This is a genomic window from Nannocystis bainbridge, assembly GCF_028368995.1.
Taxonomy (GTDB): Bacteria; Myxococcota_A; Polyangia; order Nannocystales; family Nannocystaceae; genus Nannocystis; species Nannocystis bainbridge.
On the sequence record NZ_JAQNDL010000005.1, the window covers coordinates 499856 to 520724 of the forward strand.

Annotated in this window: 22 protein-coding genes; 11 read left to right on the forward strand and 11 right to left on the reverse strand. The window is 72.8% G+C overall.

Features of this window, described 5'->3' with window-relative positions; translation table 11 throughout:
• Positions 1 to 11: 11 nt before the first annotated feature.
• From POL25_RS42320 to POL25_RS42330, 3 genes are all read right to left on the reverse strand, one after another.
• Positions 12 to 968 (reverse strand): hypothetical protein, encoded by a 957-nt coding sequence (locus POL25_RS42320; protein WP_272092139.1) that lies wholly within the window; start codon positions 966 to 968, stop codon positions 12 to 14.
• A gap of 256 nt (positions 969 to 1224) precedes the next feature.
• Positions 1225 to 1731, reverse strand: a complete 507-nt coding sequence (locus POL25_RS42325) for a DUF2505 domain-containing protein (protein ID WP_272092140.1) — start codon at positions 1729 to 1731, stop codon at positions 1225 to 1227.
• Positions 1732 to 1797: 66 nt separating this feature from the next.
• Entirely contained in the window at positions 1798 to 4938 is a 3141-nt protein-coding gene (locus POL25_RS42330) for an FG-GAP repeat domain-containing protein (RefSeq protein ID WP_272092141.1), read from the reverse strand.
• Positions 4939 to 5250: 312 nt separating this feature from the next.
• On the opposite strand from POL25_RS42330, the gene POL25_RS42335 reads away from it, so the two are divergent.
• From POL25_RS42335 to POL25_RS42365, 7 genes are all read left to right on the forward strand, one after another.
• Positions 5251 to 6378, forward strand: coding sequence for an NADPH:quinone oxidoreductase family protein (locus tag POL25_RS42335; protein ID WP_272092142.1), 1128 nt, complete (start codon positions 5251 to 5253; stop codon positions 6376 to 6378).
• A 541-nt stretch (positions 6379 to 6919) separates the two neighbouring features.
• Positions 6920 to 7654 (forward strand): hypothetical protein, encoded by a 735-nt coding sequence (locus POL25_RS42340; RefSeq protein WP_272092143.1) that lies wholly within the window; start codon positions 6920 to 6922, stop codon positions 7652 to 7654.
• An 8-nt stretch (positions 7655 to 7662) separates the two neighbouring features.
• Entirely contained in the window at positions 7663 to 8043 is a 381-nt protein-coding gene (locus POL25_RS42345; protein WP_272092144.1) for a hypothetical protein, read from the forward strand.
• A gap of 6 nt (positions 8044 to 8049) precedes the next feature.
• Entirely contained in the window at positions 8050 to 8373 is a 324-nt protein-coding gene (locus POL25_RS42350; RefSeq protein WP_272092145.1) for a hypothetical protein, read from the forward strand.
• Positions 8370 to 8666: a hypothetical protein gene (locus tag POL25_RS42355; protein ID WP_272092146.1), complete on the forward strand. Its 297-nt coding sequence runs from the start codon at positions 8370 to 8372 to the stop codon at positions 8664 to 8666. The genes POL25_RS42350 and POL25_RS42355 overlap by 4 nt, the downstream gene beginning before the upstream one ends.
• 10 nt (positions 8667 to 8676) lie before the next feature.
• A complete protein-coding gene (locus POL25_RS42360; protein ID WP_272092147.1) occupies positions 8677 to 8868 on the forward strand; it encodes a hypothetical protein in 192 nt (63 codons plus the stop codon).
• A 108-nt stretch (positions 8869 to 8976) separates the two neighbouring features.
• Positions 8977 to 9831: a hypothetical protein gene (locus POL25_RS42365; protein WP_272092148.1), complete on the forward strand. Its 855-nt coding sequence runs from the start codon at positions 8977 to 8979 to the stop codon at positions 9829 to 9831.
• A 91-nt stretch (positions 9832 to 9922) separates the two neighbouring features.
• On the opposite strand, the gene POL25_RS42370 is transcribed toward POL25_RS42365, so the two are convergent.
• The 5 genes from POL25_RS42370 to POL25_RS42390 form a co-directional block, all read right to left on the reverse strand.
• A complete protein-coding gene (locus tag POL25_RS42370; protein WP_272092149.1) occupies positions 9923 to 10183 on the reverse strand; it encodes a hypothetical protein in 261 nt (86 codons plus the stop codon).
• A 148-nt stretch (positions 10184 to 10331) separates the two neighbouring features.
• Positions 10332 to 11054, reverse strand: coding sequence for a hypothetical protein (locus POL25_RS42375; protein WP_272092150.1), 723 nt, complete (start codon positions 11052 to 11054; stop codon positions 10332 to 10334).
• 88 nt (positions 11055 to 11142) lie between these two features.
• Positions 11143 to 12168, reverse strand: a complete 1026-nt coding sequence (locus POL25_RS42380) for a TrbL/VirB6 family protein (RefSeq protein ID WP_272092151.1) — start codon at positions 12166 to 12168, stop codon at positions 11143 to 11145.
• Positions 12161 to 12733 (reverse strand): RNA polymerase sigma factor, encoded by a 573-nt coding sequence (locus POL25_RS42385; RefSeq protein ID WP_272092152.1) that lies wholly within the window; start codon positions 12731 to 12733, stop codon positions 12161 to 12163. The genes POL25_RS42380 and POL25_RS42385 overlap by 8 nt, the downstream gene beginning before the upstream one ends.
• A 49-nt stretch (positions 12734 to 12782) precedes the next feature.
• Complete coding sequence (locus POL25_RS42390) at positions 12783 to 13430, reverse strand: hypothetical protein (protein ID WP_272092153.1); 648 nt, start codon at positions 13428 to 13430, stop codon at positions 12783 to 12785.
• A 421-nt stretch (positions 13431 to 13851) separates the two neighbouring features.
• Here POL25_RS42390 and POL25_RS42395 point away from each other — a divergent pair, with 421 nt between their 5' ends.
• Positions 13852 to 14109 (forward strand): hypothetical protein, encoded by a 258-nt coding sequence (locus tag POL25_RS42395; RefSeq protein WP_272092154.1) that lies wholly within the window; start codon positions 13852 to 13854, stop codon positions 14107 to 14109.
• A 367-nt stretch (positions 14110 to 14476) separates the two neighbouring features.
• A complete protein-coding gene (locus tag POL25_RS42400; protein ID WP_272092155.1) occupies positions 14477 to 15388 on the forward strand; it encodes a hypothetical protein in 912 nt (303 codons plus the stop codon).
• A gap of 58 nt (positions 15389 to 15446) precedes the next feature.
• Here the strand turns inward: POL25_RS42400 and POL25_RS42405 are convergent, their stop codons facing one another.
• On the reverse strand, positions 15447 to 16265 hold the full coding sequence (locus POL25_RS42405) for a hypothetical protein (protein ID WP_272092156.1): 819 nt from the start codon (positions 16263 to 16265) through the stop codon (positions 15447 to 15449).
• A 1-nt stretch (position 16266) separates the two neighbouring features.
• On the opposite strand from POL25_RS42405, the gene POL25_RS42410 reads away from it, so the two are divergent.
• Positions 16267 to 16530, forward strand: a complete 264-nt coding sequence (locus POL25_RS42410; RefSeq protein ID WP_272092157.1) for a hypothetical protein — start codon at positions 16267 to 16269, stop codon at positions 16528 to 16530.
• 254 nt (positions 16531 to 16784) lie between these two features.
• Here the strand turns inward: POL25_RS42410 and POL25_RS42415 are convergent, their stop codons facing one another.
• The gene (locus POL25_RS42415; protein ID WP_272092158.1) at positions 16785 to 18071 is read right to left on the reverse strand and encodes a tetratricopeptide repeat protein; all 1287 of its coding nucleotides are present in this window, start codon (positions 18069 to 18071) and stop codon (positions 16785 to 16787) included.
• Between the two features lie 244 nt (positions 18072 to 18315).
• On the opposite strand from POL25_RS42415, the gene POL25_RS42420 reads away from it, so the two are divergent.
• Positions 18316 to 19866 carry a WGR domain-containing protein gene (locus tag POL25_RS42420; RefSeq protein ID WP_272092159.1) on the forward strand — a complete coding sequence of 517 codons (1551 nt, stop codon included), beginning with the start codon at positions 18316 to 18318 and terminating at the stop codon, positions 19864 to 19866.
• Between the two features lie 61 nt (positions 19867 to 19927).
• Here the strand turns inward: POL25_RS42420 and POL25_RS42425 are convergent, their stop codons facing one another.
• A complete protein-coding gene (locus POL25_RS42425; RefSeq protein WP_272092160.1) occupies positions 19928 to 20842 on the reverse strand; it encodes a LysR family transcriptional regulator in 915 nt (304 codons plus the stop codon).
• Positions 20843 to 20869 lie beyond the last annotated feature (27 nt).

Here is a 20869-nt window from a genome sequence, read left to right on the forward strand (position 1 = left end):
GACGCGAGGCGCTACAGCGGGAACGCGCTGTAGTCGTCGAAGTCACGCCAGTTGCAGGCTTCGAGCGGGTCGATCCGGCTGGCCAGCTGGGAAGCGCGCAGACGCGTCGCTACGCGGCAGTTACGCTTCCACGGCGTGGGCCACAGGCATAGCCGCCGCAGCGCGACGAGCTCCGCGGCGCTGCCGAGAGCGTTCACGGTCGCATCGTCCCAGATGAGGGCTTCCTCGCACCGATCCGAGAGCTGTCGCGGGGTGCGGGTCTCGTAGCCGAGGTGCAGCTCCGTGAGTCGTGGCAGCTCCGCGCGGGTCAGCGACTGCACGGAGGGCGGCGCCGCACCCATGCGCGCATCGAGAATGCGCAGAGCAGGGTGGAATGCGGCGACGAAGTAGGGGCAACGAATGCCGAGCCGCTCCAGGCGGGGACACCCCCTGGCCAGCGGCAGCAGCGAGCCGCAACTGCGCAGGACGAACGACGCGTCGCTGTGCGGATCGGGCAGTCCGCCGATGCACAGCGCGCGCAGGGCCGCGAGCGGCTCCGCCGAAAGCGCCTCGACGAGCGGCGCGAAGTCCTCCCTGTCGTCCTGCATGTACTGCACGGAGAGTGAGACCAGAAGCCGCGCCGATGGATGCGCGAGGACCAGCCGGAGCACCTCGGGAGGCCCTGCAAAACGCAGGGTCCGGAAGAAGCCGCCGCGGTAGACCACCTCGCAGCGCGCCGCGGGCTCGGCGTCACGCAGCGAAGCAAGAGCGCCGGTGAGCTCCGCTGCGTGCGTCGCAAGGAGGGCTCGCTCTTGCTCGCGTAGCGCAGCGTCCTCGTTTTCTTCGAGGGCGAGCTGGACGAGACCCAGCTCGCCCCGCGGGTCACCTTGGGATCGCAGCCGCTCGGCGTAGGCGACCCATGCTCGGCGCTCGTCGGGGCGGTCGATGATGTCTCGCTCGAGTTGCAAATTCTCGGGATCGGCTCGCACCGCGACATCGTATCCTCGGCAGACCACGCGCCACCTGAAAAGGTGGATTCGCCGGGCCCCGGCGAGGCGGACACGCTCTACCGCGCACCACGGAGGTTTACCTGCACGGCAGCAAGCGCGGCGCGACGCGATCGCCGAGCTGGTCGCTCACCGAACAAACCTCGCCACCGAGAGTGACACAAATCTGACACAGCCCGGGGCGACGCGAGGCGGCCGTGACAAAGGCGCCGCCGGCCTCGCGTCATCACGACGCATTTCAGCCGTTGCCGTGCTCGGCGAGCCACTTGTGCATAAACGGCACGCTCGCCTCCCAGCCCTCGCGCAGCTGCTTCTCGAGCGAGCTCTCGATCAGGCCGCCCACCCCGAACACCTTGGCTTCGACGACGAGGTCGGCGATTCGGCGCACCTTGTTGTCACCGATCGGCTCGATCCGCAGCGAGCCCTCGTTGCGGACCTTGTCGGCCATCGAGCTCGGGGTGACCTTCCACGTCCAGAGCTTGCTCGCGCGGTCGAGCTTGCCGTCCTCGACGTAGCTGAAGTTCGCGCCGACGAGCTTGGCGATCGGCCCGGGCAGGTTCATCTTCGGCGCGCCCTTGACCTTGCGCGTCACCGTCGTGTCGGTCTCGTGCTGCTCGAGGATGTCGTAGGCGTTGAACCCGAGCCCCTCGAGGTAGAGCTTCTTGTTGTACTCCTGGTCGAGGAACACTCGCCAGAAGGTGTCAGCGTCGCAATTGATCTCGTGGACTAGCGTGAACTTGGACATGACGCGCGGACTCTAGCAGCGCCACGGCCGGGCGGGAAGCGCAGAACGCCGCCAAGTCGAGCGGTCTCACGGCTGCGAACGACGGATGAACAGCACTCCGCCGCGCACGCCGACGACGTCGGGGCGATCGTCACCGTCGACGTCGGGGAACGCGACCAGGTCGAGCGACTCGTCGGCCAGGGTCACGCGTGCCACACCTTCGTCGCTGCGCAGCCACACGTACGTGCCCGCGAGGTCGGCGACCGCGAGGTCGTTGTGGCCGTCGCGGTCGACGTCGGCGACGCCCTTCAAGAGGCTCTGCTGCAGCGAGTCGCTGCGCAGGAGCAGCGACTTGCGGTCGGGCGCGCCGCGGTCGTGGCGGTAGATCGCCGTGCCGTCCTGCGTCACCAGATCGACGCGACCGCGGGCGTCGGGCGGGCCGAACATCGCCGCGGTGCCCGGCAGGTCGGTCGCCGACCAACTGCCGCCCGCCTCGGCGAGCACCAGCGTGCTGACGCCCGCGTCATGCGATCGCACGAGGATGTCGAGGTCGCCGTCGCCGTCGACGTCGCCGAGCTCGAGCGTCGAGCGGGCGGTGGCGGACACCTCGGCGATCGCGACGAGCGACGCGAACTGCCGCGGCCCGGTCCCGCGGGCCAGCGACACCTTCGCCCCGCCGTCGAGCCGCAGCGCCACGAGGTCCGGGCGCGTTTCACCGTCGAGCTCGCCGACCGCGAGCGCGCGCACGCCCCCCCCTTCGAACTCGGCGATCACGATCGGCGGATCGCGGCCGTCGGGGCGAAACGGGAACACCGCGACCTCGCCCGACCATTTGGCGGCGAGGACCTCGGGCGGGCCGTCGCCGTCGATGTCGCCGACGGCCAGCGCGTAGCGGGACGACCCGTCGCTGTGCGACCGCCCGCGCGCGAGCGCGTCGACCTCCGCGCCCCACAACACCCCGACCCCGCCGACGCTCCCCTGCGACGCGGTCGCCACGTCGTCGTGGCCGTCGGCGTCGAGGTCGGCCACGACCAGCCCGTCGACCAGCCCGTGGAACGGGCGGATGCTGGTGAGCTGCGGCAGCATCACCGGGCGCACCAGATAGGTGGCGATGCCCAGGCGCCCGAGCGTCACCACGTCGAACTGCGCGCCCTGTTCGGCGGCGAACGCCCCGGCAGTGGCGTCGACGAACCGGTAAGACGACCACTGCGGCGCGAACGTCCCGTCGCCGTGGCCGCGGTGGTACTGATACGCCCCCAGGGCGGAGATCGCCGTGACCGCGTCGACACGACCGTCACCGTCGAGATCGCGGAGCGACCGCGGCGGCAGCACCCCGGGGCTCGGCACCACCGCCGGCGTCCCGTCGACCAGCCCGAACACGCTCAGGACTCCCGGCATCGTCGCCACCACCACGTCGAGCGCGCCGTCGCCGTCGAGGTCGCCGACCGCGAAGCCGTCGGCGAGGAACTGCCCGCTCGTCAGCCCCGTCGCCGCGCCGAGGTCGACCGTCGCGGCGGCGACGAAGCCCGAGCCCTCGGGCACCAGGTACGAGACGAAGCCGGTCTGCTTGTCGCGCCCGTACATCACCAGCTCGTCGACCCCGTCGCCGTCGAGGTCGACCGGCGCCAGCCCGAGCACGAAGTGCTCCGCTCCGATCACGACCTCCTCGGCGACGCTGCCGTCGGCCGCGAAGCGCAGCAGCGCCGCCCCCGGGCCGTTGTACGCGCCGCCGGTCTCCTGCGCCGAGATCGCCGCGATCGTCGCCGGCTGGCCGGGCCCGGTCCGCAGCGGCTGCAGCTTGAACGGCAGCGCCGCGGCCTCGTACGGCGGCTGCAGCTCGAACGACCCGTCCTCGGCCGCGCGCGCCAGCCACACCCGGCTCGCGTCGGACACGAGGATGTCGCCCAGCCCGTCGCCGGTGACGTCGGCGATCGCCATCCCGCGCGGCTCGACCTCGAGGTCGAGCCCGGCGATCGGCTCGAGGCTGCGATCGGCCCGGCCGCGAAACACCAGCAGCCGATTGTCGGACACCACCGCGACATCGAGCAGCGGATCGGCGTCGAGGCGCCCCGTCGTCACCGCGCTCTCGTAAAGGCTGCTCTGCAGCGACGGGTCGCGCCAGATCTCCACCGCCGCCGTGATCGCCTCGTGCACGTGCAGACGTACGAACCCCTCGCCGCCGACCAGCAGGTCGCCGTCCGCGCTCGCCCCGACCCAGCTGCCCGTGCTCGCCATCGCCTGCTCGATGCGACCGAGCCACGTCGAGCCCTTACCGAACCACGTCGTGAAGCCGAGGTCGCTCGGCACGCTGACGCCGACCAGGCCGCTCGCCGCCACCGGTCCTGCCACCAGCCCCGCGCCGTCGGCCGGCGCCGCGAACGGCAGCGCGATCGGGCTCGAGAACCGGCCGACGCCGTCGTTGCGATGGACCAGCACCTGCTCGCGCCCGGCCCGGGTCAGCGCGTCGAGGTCGCCGTCGCCGTCGTGATCGGCGAGGGTCAGCCATTGCATGCGCGCCGCCGCCGGGCTCGCCGCGCCGGCCCGCAGCGCGCCGTCACCTGTCCCGAGGAACAGCCGCAGCGCCCGCCGGGCGTCGACCACCACCACGTCGAGGTCGGCGTCGCCGTCGACGTCGCCGACGGCGAGCTGCAGCGGCCGACGGCCGGCCTCGTGCTCCTGCATGGTCGCCTTCGGCGGATCGATCACCGCGAGCAGACCGGCCTCGGGGATCGTGACCAGCAGCTCGGGCGCCCCGTCGCCGGCCAGGTCGGCGGCCACCAGCCCCACCGGCGCGTCGCGCAGGAACACCTGGCGGCGGCGCTCGAGCCGGCCGGAGGCGTCGACGCCGAACATCGCCACCTGCGGCGGTTTCGCCAGCGCCACCCCCACCTCGCCCGCCAGCGCCGCGATCGCCACGGGCCGCTCGTCCAGCAGGAACTGGACCGATCGCTGACCCTCGGGCCAGGCGACGGCGAGCTGCCCGCCGCTGGCGTCGAGCACCACCATCTCGCGCGCCCCGTCGCCGTCGAGGTCGACCTCCACGACCTGCTCGCCGCGCGGCGTCAGGCTGCGCCACTCGCCGTCCTGCGCGCACAGCCGCGCCAGCGGGCCGCAGCGCCCCTCGTCGCCGCCGCACGCGAACATGGTCGCGCCCACCAACGCCGCCGCCACCGAGCCCGCCACGCGCGCGCCGCTGGGGGCCGAAGCAGGTCGAGAGCGCCGCCGCATGCGGGCCCCAGCGTACACCCGCGTCGCCGGACCCGTCGCCTGCGCACGCGCCGCTCGCAGCGAGCGCACGGCAGACCCCCGCCAGCGAGCCCCCGTGCCGCCCAGCCACATCGCCCCGACCACCCGCCACATGCTCGCTCGCCCGCCCCCACAATCACTGCCCGCCCGACCTCGTGCCCGCATCGCCGCGACGGCCGGACCCCGCGGCCATCACGAGCCCCGATCTAACCGGTACTTTCGGACATGCCCCTCGGGACAGCTCATTCCTGATTTTGACCGCGCCCGCCGCGGGCGGTACGCTCGCGCCCCCGCATGACCGAACCGAACCTGCCCCCCGGACACCGCGTCGTCGTCACCGAGCTGGCCGAGGACCCGGCGACGGCGATCGAGCATCACATGTCCCTGGAGCCCGTCGACCCGCCCGACCCGCGGCTGCTCGGCGCCACCGACGTGATCGTGCGGATCCGCAGCGCCGCGGTCGGCTGGGTCGACCTGCTCATGACGAGCGGCCAATATCAACACCAGCCGCCCCTGCCCTACACCCCGGGGCTCGAGTACGCCGGCGAGGTCGCGTGGCTCGGCGCCGAGGTCCCCCCCGAGCAATTGCGCCTCGGCGATCCGGTGCTCGTCGACGGCCTGCTCAGCGGCCCGCGCTCGGTCGGCGCCTACCAGGCCTACGGCGGCTTCGCCGATTACGCGGTCGCCCCCGCCGGCGCGGTGCGACGATTGCCGCCCGGCCTCGACTTCGATCAGGCCTGCAACCTGCTCGGCAATTACGAGACCGCCTATCATTGCCTCGTCACCTGCGGTCAGGTCCAGCCCGGCGAGACCGTGCTGATCCACGGCGCCTCCGGCTCGACCGGCCTGGCCGCCGTGCACGTCGCCAAGCTGCTCGGCGCCACCGTCATCGCCACCGGCCGCTCCGACGACAAGCTGGCCGAGGTCCGGGCCCAGGGCGCCGACTACGTGGTCAACACCCGGACCCTCGACGGCAGCCCCGGCGTGCGCCGCTTCCGGGACGAGGTCAAGGCGCTTACCCGCGGCGCGGGCGTCGACGTCGTCCACGACGGCGTCGGCGGCGACGTCTCGCTCGAGAGCCTGCGCTGCGTGAAGTTCGGCGCCCGCTTCCTCATCGTCGGCTGGGCCGCCACGCCCGCGGTCGCCCGCGGCAAGGGCCTGCGCGGGGCGCCCAACGCCAACACCCTGCCGACCAATCTGATCATGATGAAGGGCCTCACCGTGCGCGGCTGCCCGACCGTGCTCTCGACGCTGCACGACCCCTCGATCCGGGCCCCGCGCCTGGCCCGGATCCTCCAGTGGGTGGACGAGGGCAAGATCCGCCCGCACGTGTCGCGGGTGTTCCCGCTGACCGCGTTCAAGGAGGCCATGCAGGCCAAGTGGCGCGGCGAGATCGTCGGCGGCTGCGTGCTGCGGCCCTGATCGCGCAAGGCCCGCGACGGACACGACCATCCCGTCGTCGTAGTACCAGCGACCTCGACCGTGGCGAGGGCTCCAAACGCAGCCTGAGCCGCGAATCGGCCGGCCCTCGCGGCTTGCGCGGGATGACCGCGCTGCTACCGTGGAGCCTGAATCATCGCTGTGAATAGTGGGGGTCGGTGAATCCCCTGGCCTCGCCACATTGGCGCCCGCGCCGCCAGACCGCGTTCTGCGGGCCCGGCCGTGGCTTTGGCGGCTCGTGTGCGCGCGCGCCGACCGGTCTCGACCGGGCAAATGTGAATCGCTGCGCTTGCACTTCCGGGGATGCGGTGCATGCCCTCAGCGCCGCTTGCCGTGGCGAACCGCCGGGCGAGCAACGAAAACAAACGCATCACCCGAGAGATACAGGGAGATACCCATGCGACGAGACAAGAATGCCCAAGGTTTGGCCATTGCGGGTGCGGCGCTGATCGCCGTGGTCGCCACGAGCGCCTGCAGCAGCGAGCGCGAGCGTGCGGCCGATCGTGCGGCGCAGCAGGCCCCCATGCCGCTTCCGACCGCCAAGGTCGACGAGGTCAAGGAGCACCCGGCCTGGTACTACGACAAGGCCGTCCGCGTCACGGGCGCGATCGACGAGGTCTACAGCGACCAGGCGTTCCGCCTCGAGGGCACCGGCTGGGCGTTCGACGACGACATCACGGTCCTGCTGAAGAAGCCGGTCGACGCCGGCGCCTCGACCACCTTCGCCAAGGACGACGAGCTGATCGTCAGCGGCACCGTGCGCCGCTTCGTGGTCGCCGACGTCGAGCGCGACCTCGGCTGGGACCTCAGCCCCGAGATCGAGGTCAAGCTCAAGGAGCGCCCGGTCCTGATCGCCGACGCCGTCCGCAAGATCACCCCCGAGCAGGCCAAGAACGCCAACGAGGTCGCCAAGGGCGACGTCGAGACCGTCGCTCAGTTGGTCGCCGTCACCGACCAGAAGTCGCTCGAGGGCAAGAAGATCGACCTCGACCGCGAGAAGGTCCAGCTGATCGTCGGCAAGGGCATGTGGATCGGCTCCTCCACCACCGAGAAGGTGTTCGTGGTCCCGAAGGAGATGCCCAAGGAGGTCGTCGCGGGTGATTTCGTGACCGTCTCCGGCACGATGCAGGAGATCCCGGCCAACGCGGTCGAGAAGTGGGACCTGCCCAAGGAGATGACGAACGAGCTCGGCACCGTCGTGTTCGTCGATGACGCCAAGGTCCGCGAGCTCGACGACGACGACCAGCGCCGCAACTGAGGCCGCCCATGGCGCGCCGCGATTCGCCGCCGCTGCACACCCCCGACGGACGATACATCGTCGTCCGCGGCCGGTTGTGGCGCGCGGCGAATCCTTTTTTGGCCGAAGGCGCGCGGGCCGAGCTGGTGCGCGCGCTGATGACGGCCCGCCGCGACGTCCGCCGCGCGGGCGCCGAGGGCGACGACGAGGCGCTGCGGGCCGCCCGGTCGCGGGTCCACGCCGCCAAGGTCGGCCTCGGCGAGCGCGGGCCCGTGTGGTGGAAGGACGGCGCGCCCGACCTCGGGCGGCGGATGATCCAAAATACAGCGTATGCTCAATGGTATCGTGAACGATTATCGTCGCTTGCACGATCGAAAGACCCGCCTATTACTTCGGCAGGAGTCACGTAAAACACCATGAGCAACGTCCTTCACCGTTCCTTCCTCGCGTTCGCCTTCCTCTTCGGCCTCGGCCTGGCCGCCTGCGGCGACGACAGCAGCGGCGCCACCAACCTCGAGATCAGCGCCAGCTGCAAGTCGTACTGCGACAAGGCCCGCGAGTGTGACGAAGACGTCTCGGTCGACGAGTGCGTCAACGACTGCAAGGACAAGATCGGCAACTGCATGGCCGACGAGCAGCGGGAGACGCTGGACGACCTCGACTCCTGCGCCTCGGACGCCTGCGGCGAGTTCGGGGCCTGCACCATCGGAGCGGGGCTGCAATGCACGTTCGGTCTGTGAGCCCGGGCCCCGGCCCCATCGACCCTGCGGATCCGGGGCTGACCCCGCCTGACCCGCAGGGCCCGCCGGGCCAGCCGACCCCGCGCGAGGCCCCGCCCCAGCCGGACCCGCGAGGGCCGCGCGAGGACCCGACTCCGCCGCCTCAGCGGGACCCCGAACCGACCCCGCCGCCGCGCGAGGACCCGACCCCGCCGAGCCCGCCCGAGATCGATCCGCCGCCGAACGAGCCGCCGCGCATCGACCCACCGCCGGGCGACCCGCCGGGCCAGGAACCTCCACCCATCATCGCCTGAGGCGACCGACATGACCGTGCCCGCGCCACCCGACCCTCATGACCCGCTCGCGCCCCGAATCGACGATCCGGGGTTCTATCGGCGAGGGTGGTGGCGCGGCGCGCCGCGTTCGGCCTTCCGCCGGCCGCTGCGGCTGACCGCGGCGATGCTGCTGCTCGCCGCGGTCGCGCTCGGAGTCGTAGTATTGCTGCGGTCGTTGTGATTCGTCGGGCGCCGCGGGCGCTGTTCATAATTGCGCGTGCGGGTGTCACCGAACGGTGACATTCCAGTGCGCATGACTCGAGACGATTCCGTCACCGCCGTGGGCCCAATGCCCACACCCACGCGCACCGGCGTCTGTTGGGGCTCGATCTTCGCGGGCACCATGATCGCCGTCGGCGCGTGGCTCCTCCTCCACCTGCTCGGAATGGGGATCGGCCTCACGGCCATCCATCCCCATCATCCGGGCTCGCTGCGCAGCTTCAGCATCGGCGCGGGGGTCTGGACGCTCGTCGCCCCGATCCTCGCGCTGTTCGTCGGCGGCCTCGTCGTGGGCAAATTGTCGGGTCCGAGCGACCGCCTCGGCGGCCTCGTTCACGGCGCCGTGGTGTGGGCGCTCGCCACGGTGGCCTCGATCACCCTGCTCTCGATGGCGCTCACCGCGGTCCTCGGCGGCGCCGTCTCGGCGGGCGCCAGCGTGGCCACGGCGGCCACCGGCGGCGCCGTCGCGGCCCTCGGTGGGGCCGTCGAGGTCGCCCCGGAGTCGCTGGGCCTGTCGACCGACGACCTGCTGGCGCCGATCAATCGCCGCCTGCAGAGCGAGGGCAAGCCGGCGATCACCGGCGAACAAATCATGGCAGCCGCGAAGAAGGCCCTGCGCACTTCGGTGCGCGAGGGCCGGATCGACCGTCAATCGGCCGTGAACGCCCTGGCCGAGGACACCGCGCTGTCGCCGGCCGAGGCGGCCGACCTCGCCGGGCAGATCGAGCGCGGCTACGACGCCCGCGTGCACGAGCTCGCCGAGACGGCCCGGACCCACGCGCTCGAGGCCGCCGAGGGGGCCGGCAAGGCGCTGCTGGGCCTGTCGCTGGCGATGCTGCTCGGCCTCGCCGCGGCCGTCAGCGGCGCGCTGGTCGGCGTCCACCGCCCGCAGTCCGGCCGGCGCATGCACACGCGGGACGACTGACGGCGATCGCGGCGTGAACCAACGCGAAAATCACCGATCGGTCGCCCGATCGGTGATTTTCATGGTGATTGGTACGAGTCGCTAGCGCCCCTCACGGAGGGGTCGGTGCCGGCGGCGGCGTCGGGCTCGGCGACGGATTGGGGCCCTTCGGCTTGGGCGGCTTCGGCTCCGGGGTCGGCTGCGGCTTGGGCTCCGGGGCCGGCGGGGCCGTCGGCTCGTCGGGCGTCGGCTGGGCGATCTTCTCGGTGGTCTTGCCCTTGTCTCCGGCCGCCGAGGCCTGCGCGGTGGCGACGGTCGTCGTCATCATGGCGATCCCGAGCAGCGAAGCGAAGATGCGAGTTCGGTGGTGCATGAATGCCCTTTCTCGCCGACGAGCTTAACCGTGACCGGGCAGCGCGCAAACGCGGCGGACCCGTCTGGAGGGCGAGCCCCCGCCGATCGCGGGGGCTCTGTGCTCGACCTCGCAAGCGGCGGCGACGCCCGAGCGCTGCGGCGGATCGCTACGGCACGGCGCTGCGGCACACGTTGTCGAGGCACACCGCGACGATGCTGCCGTTGTCGGCGGTCGCCTCGCCGTCCTCGGCGTCGGTCTCCTCCGCCACGCAGTCGCAGAACGGCTCGAACGTGCACGGCGCCGCCGCCTCGGCGTAGGCCCCCGCCGACGCCTCGCTGATGCCGTACGCGTCGACGGTGCCGCAGCAGTCGGTCATGTGGAACACGACGATGCAATCCTGATCGACCTCGCACGCGCGCTCGACCCCGGGCGCGTCGAGCGGCGGGTCCTCGCACACCTGGCCGCCGCCGGTCTCGAACCCGCTGGTGCTCGAGGTGCTGGACACGTCGGTGTCGCTCTCGGCCTCGCTGGTGCTCGAGCTGGAGGCGTCCGTATCGGGCCCAGTCGCGCTGGTCGTGCTCGAGCTGGAGGCGTCGGTGTCCGGCCCGGTCGCGCTCGAAGTGCTCGAGCTGGAGGCGTCGGTGTCCGGCCCGGTCGCGGTCGCGCTCGAGCTGCTCGAGGTCGACTCGGGGTCGGTCGCGCTCGAGGTGCTCGAGGTGCTCGAGGCGGATTCGTTCGAGGTCGCCGATTGACCCGAGGTGCTCGAGGTGCTGTCGTCCTCGCCGTCGGTCGCCGAGTCGTACGGCTCACCGAGCAATTTGGCGTTGAGGGTGCAACCGCCGAGAGTCGTCGCCAGCAGGGGAAGGATAGTCAGAATCTTCAATGTCATGTCGTCCTCAGTGCCCGGTGAATGTCCGGCCCCGCTGGTTTTCGTCGGCCGCTCGCAGCGAATGGACATGTCCCTCCGGACATGTCCTTCAGCGCACGCCGCAGGCCCGGCGCACCCGCTCGGCCGACAGCGAGCCGGGGTGCGCGCCGAGGAACGCCGTCGCCGCGGCCGCGCCATCCTCCCGCCCCGCCGCGCACAGGGCCACCGCCCGCAGGGCGGCCGCCTCCTCGCGCAGGGCCCCGCCGGGGAAGCGCTGCTGGTAGTCGGCGAGCCGCGTCAACGCCTGCTCGGGGCTGCCGCCGGCGAGCGCGTCGTTGACGGCCCGCACGAGCGCCAGCTCCTGCGCGAGGCCGTCGGCCCCGGCGACTTCGGCGGCACCACCATGGGGATCGCCCGTCGCGACGGATTCGTCGCGGCGTCGCCCGCTCGCGGCGCCGCTCTTCGGATTCGCGGGAGCGGGCGAGCCCTCCGCGGAGGCCCGGCCCGCCGCGCCGTCGCTCGCGGACCGACCGACGCTGCCCACATTCACGGCCGCCCCGGCGCGGCCCACATTACCGATGCTGCCCACATTGACCACCGTGCCGGCGCTGTCCGCATTTCCGGCGTTGCCCACATCGCCCGCCGCAACGGCGCTGCCCACATTTCGCGCGACGCCGGCGCTTTCCGCATCCGCCGTGCCGGCGCTACCCACATTCCCTGCAACGCCCGCGCCGCCCGCATTCGCATCGGCCGCGCCGCCGTCGCTGTCCTCCGCGCCCGCGCCCCGCAGCGGCGCCCGGCCGCCTGCGCGCCGCGTCGTCACCGACTCGCTCGTCGTCGCCTCGGCGCCCTGCAGCGCGGCCGCCGAGCGAGCCGCCTCGGCCTCGGCGTCGAGCCGGCGCGGCGCCACCTGGATGGCCAGCGCCACCGCGGCGGCCACCAGCCCGACGATCGCCACGCCGACCCATTGCGGCGAGACCCGCCGCCGCAGCGGCAGCACCTGCGCCTCCGGGGCCCCGGCGGCGCTGCGGCGCACCGACGCCAGCAGGCGCTCGGTCGCGGCGGACGACGGCCCGGCGTCGCGGCGATAAGCGGTCAACAGGGCGCGAGCGCGTGCATCGAGTTCGTCAACCATGGGAACCTCCGGCCGCGCCGCCGTGCAAAGCGGCGACGAACGCCGCGAACCGCGACCGCGCCGCCCGCAGGCGGGTGTACACGGTGTTGACATTGAGATCGAGCGCCGCGCTCACCTCGTGCGCGCGCAGCCCTTCGATCTCGAACAGCTCGAACACGACCCGCTGCTCCGGGGTCAACGACGCCAGGAATTGCGCCACCGTCGCGGCGGCCTGCGAGCGCTCGAGCCACTCCGCCGGCCCCTCCGCGGGCCCGGGCTCGGGCACCTCGGCGTGCCGCCGCTGGCGCCGCTGATCGCCGCGCCGGCGGTTGCTGGCGATCCCGCGCGTGATGGCGTAGAGCCAGGTCGTGATCGCCGCGCTGCCGTCGAACTCCGGCAGGCGCCGCAGGACCACCAAAAACACCTCGTGCGCGGCGTCCTCGATCTCCGGCTCGGGCACCCCCAGCCGCCGCAGGTTGCGCCACACGAAGCCGACGTGCTCGCGGTAGACCGCCTCGAACTCGCGATCGGCCGCGGACGCCTGGGCGGAGTCGACGAGCGGGCCTGACAGGGCGGCGGCGATCATGCGCGCCGCGTTCATGTCCGGGCCCGGCGAGAATCGTTGGCCCCCCCGCTCACGGCAGCCGGACCTCGACGCCGGCGGTCGCGGTGGCCCCGACGGCGGCGCTGCAGCACACGTCGCCGCGCCCGGCGACCTGGAACCGCGGGCGCGTCAGCAGCACCAGCAGGTCGGCGCCGAAGGTCAGCGCGACCCGCGGCGCCACCCGCACGTGCAGGCCCGGGCCGGCGGTCGCGGCCGCCCACACCGAAGTGGCGCGATAGGAGGTGGCGAGGTCGCCGATGCCCTGGCCACGCAGCGCCCCGACCTCGACGCCGGCGCACAGCGGGGCCTCCACGCGGCCCTTGCCGACGATCCCGCAGCCGCGCAGGCCGGTCGCCGCCAGCCACATGCGCCCGCCGACGCGCTCGTCCTCGGCCGCCGGCAGGTCCCGCGGCAGCCAGAAGCTCTGCGTCACCGCGACCGACCAGCGCCGGCCGCGGAGTCCGACCGCGGCCCGCAGCAGCGCCGAGACCCCCGGCAGCGCCCCCGCGCCGATCCCCGCGCCGAGGCCCAGGGTGGCCCGGCGGGCGGCCTGCGGGCGAGCGGGCGGTTTCGCGCGCGGTTCGACGTCGGGCTGCGAGCCCGGCAACTCCGGCTCGAGCTCCCCGGGCGCCGGCGGCAGCGGCACGACCGCCGCGGGCTCCGCAGCCGGGCCGTCCACTGGTGACCCCGCGGGCCCAGCCGGTCCCGCCGGTACCGTCGGCCCTCCCGCTCCTCCGGGCCCCGCCGGCCCCGCCGGGCCAGGCCCCGTCGACCCCGGCCCTCCTGGCCCTCCAGGTCTTCCAGGACCAGCCGCTCCCGACCCAGCCGGTCCAGTCCCTCCCGACCCTCCCGGCCCTCCTGGCCCTCCAGGACCAGCCGCTCCCGGCCCTCCAGACCCGCCTGGCCCAACGGGTCCAGGGCCTCCCGACCCTCCTGGCCCTCCCGACCCCGCCGGCCCTCCTGGAGCTTGCCCGGGCGGCGTCACGGCTCCGGTCTGCAGCTCCGGCGCCGCCGCGATGGCCGTCAGCAGCGCCGCAGCCTCGGCCAGCGCCTCGCAGCGGTCGGCCTCGAGGGTCCGGCGGCCGTGACCCTCGCGGCTGGTGATGGACGCCTCGAGCCGCCAGCGCCCGCCTGGCAGCGGCGCCACCCACAGCTCGACCCGCGGCGGCGCGTCGGTCCGCGCCGGCGCGCGTGCCAGCAGCCCGGCGATCTGCGCCCGCACGGCCGCCTCGCTCGGACACCCCGGCGGCGCCGACCAGCGGACCTCCGGCATCGCCGGGCCCGGTCCGGGCGAGGGCGCCGGCGCGAGGACCAGCGCGGCGCACGTGATGAGCGCGAGCATCGGCGGCGCAGCCTAGCCGGCCTCGGTCGCGAACCCAACCCCGAAGCGCACGCGACAATTCGCGCGGGCCCTGCCGCCATTGCAGTCCCCGCCTCACGCACCCGGACGATTCACGCACCCGCCGCGGGCCGACCCTCCTCATTGTCGATACCCCCGATTCTTCACCATCACGGGTATCGCCCCCGCGTCGCTGCGATTCACGGCACTCGCGCTTGCGAATCACGCCGCGCCCCCTGACCCCCTCACCGAACCTCACCGAATCCACGCACTGCTCGCGGCCCGAGCGACGCGAAAGCCCGCAGCGAAGGATTACGCAGCAGGTCGCAGCCTCGCGCGAGATCCGGGTTGCAACGCCCCCGCGACCTCGCCGATGCTCGCGCCCCATGCGCCCGCTCTTCGCCCGCTCCTCGCTCCTCGCTCTCCTGCCCCGCCGCGCTCCGCTCGCGTTGTCGGCCCTCCTGGCCTGCGGCGGCGCCGGCCAGGCCGCCAGCGACAGCGACACCGACGCCACCACCCAGCCCACCGGCGACACCGACGCCACCACCCAGGGCGAGGCCGTGTGCGGCGACGGCGAGGTCGCGGGCGCCGAGGTCTGTGACGACGGCGCGGACAACGGCGTCGGCGGCGGGTGCAAGGCCGACTGCAGCGGCCTCCACGTCGCCACCGTCGAGGGTGACGCGATCCCGTTCGACGCCAGCCCCGACGGTCGCATCGAGGGCGCCGAGGTCGGCATCCTCGAGTTCCCCGACCTCCGCGTCGTGACCGCGGCCGACGGCCACTTCAAGTTCGAGGGCCTGCCGGTCGGCGCCGACATCACGCTGACGATGCAGCACCCCGACTATCACCCGATCCAGACCGGCACCCACGTGGTCCCCGCCGAGGGCCTGCAGCGGATCACCTTCCAGGCCGTCACCCACGCCATCTACGACGCCCTCGGCGCCATCGTCATGGTCACCCCCGACGAGGCCAACCTGTGCCAGATGGTCACCACCGTCACCCGCGTCGGCAAGTCGATCTACGACCCCGGCGCCCACGGCGAGGCCGACGTGATCGTCACCCTCGACCCGCCGCTGCCCGCCGAGAGCGGCCCGATCTACTTCAACTCGAGCGTAATCCCCGAGCCCGGCCTGACCCAGACCAGCGACGACGGCGGCGTGCTGTTCGTCCAGGTCCCGCCCGGCGATTACACGTGGACCGCCAGCAAGGCCGGCGCCGAGTTCCGCCAGGTGCGCATGAAGTGCCGCGCCGGCTGGCTGATCAACGCCGCCCCGCCGTGGGGCCTGCAGCGCCTGTGAGCCGCGGTGATGCTCTAAAGGACATGTCCCGCCAGACATGTCCCACAGAACATCCCGATCACGGCGCCGTGCAGCGACCGAGGTGATCCTTGCCCGGCACCTCGCCCGGGGCGAACAGCGCCACGCACTCGAACCCCTGGCCGGGGCAGGTGTTCGGCGCGTTCACGTCGCAGAACGGGACGCAACAGCCGGTCGAGGCCAGGTCGCAGCCCGGCACCATCTCGCTCTCGACGCAGCCGAGCCCCGGCTTGCAGACGTTGGCGAACTCGCACGGGTCGAACGCGAAGCCGCTCTCCTCGCTCATGTCGACGGCGCACACGAACTGGGCCGGCATGGGCGACAGGAACACGCAGAGGTCGTCCCCGGGGCAGCTGTCGGGGTCCAGCGGATCGCAGTCCGGGAGGCACGTGATCAGGTGGTCGCCCCCCAGGTGACACGTGCTGCTCGGCGGGCAGATCGGGTCGCGCACGCTGCCGGTGCACATGGCGATGCAGGTGCCGAACAGGCTCACCGGGTCGACGAACCAGCACATCTCGTGCGGCCCGCAGCTGTCCTGCCCGCTCATCGGCGCGCCGAACACCATGCACTCGTCGCCGACGCCGTCCGGCATGGGCACCAGGTCGACGCAGACGCTGTGGTCCCACCAGATCCCGTCGCTCGAGGCCGAGGCGCACTTCTTGCCCGGGGGACAATCATTGGTCCACAGGTCGCACTCCGAGGCCGGAGGGCCCGCGTCCAGCACGGGCCCCGAGGTCATGCTCGTGACGTCGGCGGTCGTCTGGCCCAGGCTGTCGGTCTCGCCCGGCCCGGTCGTCGAGGTCGTGCCGTCCGGGCCGGTGGTGCCCGGCTCGGGCAGCGCCGTGGTCCCTGGCATCACCGTGGTCTCCGGCATCACCGTGGTCTCCGGCGTCCCGGTGGTCCCGCCCGGGGGCGGCCCCGAACTCGCGCTGGTGCCGGGCACGCCGCTGCCCCCCGAGCTGACATCCGCCCCGCTCGAGCCGGTGGACCCCGTGGCGCTCACCGCCGATGGTTCGTCGAGCGATCGCACGGTGCACCCGGCGAGCAACAGCGCGAGGACGGGGCCGGCCGAGATCGAGGATGTCCGGAGCGACATGTCTTTTAAAACCTGTTCTTTGGGATAGCCGCCGACCCACCTCGTGGCGGACCGCGGCCGTGATGTCGCGGCGGCACGATGGCACCCACGACCCGGGACAGCTTGACAGATGCCCTCGACGGCGCAAAGCCGCGGACATCCCCCCTGCGCGACTTCGTTCGCGCCGCTGCTCGCGCGAATCCACCGATCGCACCCGCCAGAAACATCGTGCGCCGGCGATCGAGCCGCATCGTCGTGCCCCGTTGCCGCTCCGCCGGCCCGCGAGCCCCGGCGCGCGCGCGCTCAGTCGCCCACGGCCCTTGCCTCGGCCGCGCGCGCGTCGTCCTCTTGCCCGAGCTCGCGGTACACCTCGGCCAGGTAGCTCCAGCCCTCGCGGTAGTCCGGCATCGCCTCGAGCGAGCGGAGCAGGTGATACAGCGCCAGCCGCGGGCGCCCGAGCCGGCGCAGCGCGTTGCCGAGGTTGTTGTGCGTCGCCTCGTGGTCGGGATCGATCAGCAGCGCCTCGCAGTACGCGTTCACCACCTCGTGGTCATCCTCGAGCGCGTAGGCGTACTGAAAATGCACGTCGATGTCCCTGCAGTTGCGCCCGCGCAGCGCGGCGAAGTGCTCGAGCGCGTCCTCCCGGCGCTCCAGCGCGTGCAGCAGCCGGTGACCGGCGTTGAAGGCCTTGATGTAGGCGCACCGCGGCCCGAACAGCCGCCGCCCCTCGGCCAGCTTGAGCAGCGCCTCGTCGCCCGGCGCGTCGGGATCGTCGCGGTCGTGGTCGGACATGCCGAACGCGGTCAGCGACGGCCGCCCCGCCACCAGCGCCTGCACCGCGGCGTGGCTCGGGCCCCAGAACCCGAGCTCGGTCCACTGCGGCGGCAGCGAGGCCACGACCGACGGATCCATCGCGGTCCGGCTCTCCCACGCGACGCGGCGCAGCTGCGGGCAGTGGGCCTGCGTCAGCGAGCGCAACACCGCTGGGTCACACTCGGCGCCGCTCGCCGTCTCCGCGCACACGGCCAGGCTGGTCAGCTGCGGCAGGTCGAGCCCGGCCAGCGACGACGTGGGGTGGAGATAGAGCCCCAGCACCAGCTCGGTCGCGTCGCGCAGCGCGTTGGCGGCGGCGACCACCTCCGTCGAATGGTCGTCCTCGCTGAGGATCTCGCCGGTGTCCTGGTCGCAGTAGTCGGCGTTGAGGTAGAATCGCGTGACCCGCTGCGGGTGCTGCCTGGCCGCCTCGATCCACGCCTCCAGCCCGCCGTCGACCACGACCTCGATCTCCTCGACCTGCGCCAGCGCCGGCGCCGTCGCTATCGCGGGCCACAGCCCCGCCGCCTCGCTGCACTTCAGGGTGACCCGCCGGACCCACCCGTCGATGATCGCCACCGTGGTGTCCTGCGGCAGCGGCCCGAGCAGCTCGGCGCGGGCCTGCTTGAGCAATTGCTGCCAGCGCTTGATCTGCTTGGCGTCGAACTCGACCTGACCGCGGGTGGCCAGGAACTCGAGCAGCTTGGCGTGCTTCGGTCCGACCGGATCGGCGACCGTGGCGGCGGAGGATTGGGAGGGGTTCGTGGAGCTCGTCATTGGTTCGCGGGGGGACGCGGGGGACTCGTCACGCCGCGGATGCAGCGCGCGCCGACGCTAACACGGGCTCCCCCGCACGCCTGGCGGCGATGCAGCCGCGAGGAGGCAAGACTTGCCTCACTCGCGGCTCGGTCCTCGGGGATGCCATGGCCGACGCCTCGCGGGCGCTGCTGCGGTACGTACGATTGCCCCCGCTTGACAAAATTCGGCCCTCGATTGTCTATGGCGCCAGGAATCATCAGACATGGCGAAGACGCGTCGCTTCGAGCTCGTCGAGGGCTCATCGAGCAAGTTCTGGGAGATCGCGGTCGAGGGTGACAGCGTGTCCGTGTCCTACGGACGCATCGGCGCGGCGGGGACCACCAAGGACAAGTCCTTCGCCTCGACCGACGAGGCCAAGCGCGAGGCCGCGAAGCTCGTCGCCGAGAAGACGAAGAAGGGCTACGCCGAGGTCTCTTCCCCCGCCAAGCCCAAGCCCGCCGCCGCCGCGAAGCCCGCTGCCGCCGCCGCTACCAAGCCCGCCGCCAAGGCCAAGCCCGCCGCCAAGACCAAGCCCGCCGCGGAGGCGCCGAAGAAGAGCTCCGTCGCCCCGGCTGCGAAGCCCGCCGCCCTCGCCGAGGCCAAGGCTCGGGCCGCAGCGCCGGCCGCAGAAGCGCCGCGTGCCACCTCGCCGGCGATCGACGCCCTGCTCACGGCGATCCGCAAGAAGCAGCGCCCCCTCGCCGCGCAGCTGCGGGCCCCGGCCTCTGCGGGCGGGCTCAAGGCCCTCCGCGGGCTCAAGGCCCCCGCGAGCATGCTGGACCTCTACGCCAGCTTCGACGGCTCGGAGGCCGAGCTGTTCGGCGCGTATCGACTGCTGCCGGTCGCCGACATCGAGGCGACGCGCGCCCAGATGAACGGCTTGCTGGCCGAGAACCCGAAGTGGGGCACGCGCGCCGGGGCCTGGCGCGCGGAATGGCTGCCTTTCATGGCCGACGACGACGGTCAGCTCTATTGCCTCGACCCTGCCGGCTCGCTCGACGACGGCCCGCCCGGCCAGATCCTGGCCTACGACCACGAGACGGGGGCGCAGCGCGAGTTCACCGCGTTCGACGTGCTGCTCGATCTGCTCACCGCGCTGGCCAAGAAAGGCCTCCTCGATCAGGAGTCGCAGGAAGCGAGCGACGAGGCCCGGGCCCAATACGAGACCCTCCACGCGACCGCCCGCAACGTCGGCCTGGCGAAGATGCCGCCCAAGGACCTGAAGGCGGCGATCCGCTCGATCCAGAGCCTGACCCGGCCTGGCGAGCAGCTCGCCATCGCGTTGCCGCTCGCGCGCAAGTACCCCGCCGAGTGCGACCTCTGGGGCGCCGTCGTCGACGCCTCCTCGGCCCAGGAGGACTGGGCCCTGGTCGCGCAGGCCGCCGCCAACGCCGAGCGGCTCACGCCGTCGCGCGACCGTCCCCGCTACGCGTCGACCCTCGCCGAGGCGTTGCACCGGCTCGGCCGCGACGACGAGGCGCTGGCGGTGGTCACGACCGCCATCAAGGCCAAGAAGCACTACCTCGCCAGCGAGATCCCGAGCGACGCCGCCCCCGCGTTTCGCGTGCGCTGCCTCGAGCGCGCGACGGAGCTCCGGCCCAAGGATTACGAGCTGTGGTTCTTGCTCGGCTCCGAAACCACGGACCGCGAGCAGCGCAAGGCCGCCCTCGAACGGGTGATCGCGCTGTGCAGCGACAAGGCGCTCATCCGCTTCAACGAGTCGCGCGCCCTGCCTTTCAAGGCCCAGGCCGCGGCGCTGCTCAAGGCCAAGTGACCGCCCTCGCGGCCCGCCCCTCGCGCGCCGGCGGGGGGCTCGGTGCTCCCCTGCCGCGGCCTCACGACTTCGCCGCCAGCCCTTTGGCGATCCGCTGGATGTGGGCGCGGGCGAACCGGCACGGTGGGTCGTCGTCGGTCGCGGCCGGCCACAGCAGCTCCATCGTCCCGCTCGGCACCGCGAACGGCAGCGCCGTCGTGCGCAGGTGCGGCCGCACCTTGCGGATCTGCGCGGCCACCAGCGCCGGCACGGTCGCCAGCATCGCCGTGCCGTCGATCAGCGCCCCGAGGTTGGCGAACGAAGACACCGAGCAGCGGATGTTCCGCGTCTTGCCGAAGTAGTCCTCGACCACCCCGCGCAGGTCGCCGTTGTACGAGACGATGATGTGCTCGCGGGCGAAGTACTCGCGCTCGCTCAGCTTGCGCAGCCGCGCGTGACGCGGGTCGTACAGGCAGGTGAAGCTGCCGGTGATCAGGCGCTCGCGGCGGATCGACCCCGGCAGCTCGTCGGCGACGGTGACCGCCGCGTCGAGCCCCGCGGCCAGGGCGGCGCCGACGGTGCGGAACTGGACCGGGATGGCGACCACGCGCATGCGCGGGGCCTCGCTCGCCAGCGCCTGCAACAGCCGCGGCAGCAGCCACAGCTCCGTCGAGTCCGACAGCCCGAGCCGCAGCGTGCGCTCGCTGGTCGCAGGGTCGAACGTCGGGGCCGTCAGCGCCGCATCGATGAGCGGCTGCAGGTGCGGCCGCACGCCCGCCCGCAGGCGCTCGCCGCGGCTCGTCAGCACCAGCCCGCGACCGCTGCGCACGAACAGCGGCGCGCCCACGGCGGTCGTCAGCCGGCGCAGCGCGGCGCTGACCGCCGGCTGCGTCAGGTACAGCCGCGCCGCCGCCTCGGTCACGCTGCCGGCCTCCGCGACCACGGCGAACACCCGCAGCAGGTTGAGGTCGAGGTCCCTTCCATAACTGTTGTTCATGTCCAGCATACATCCTATTCACTGGAG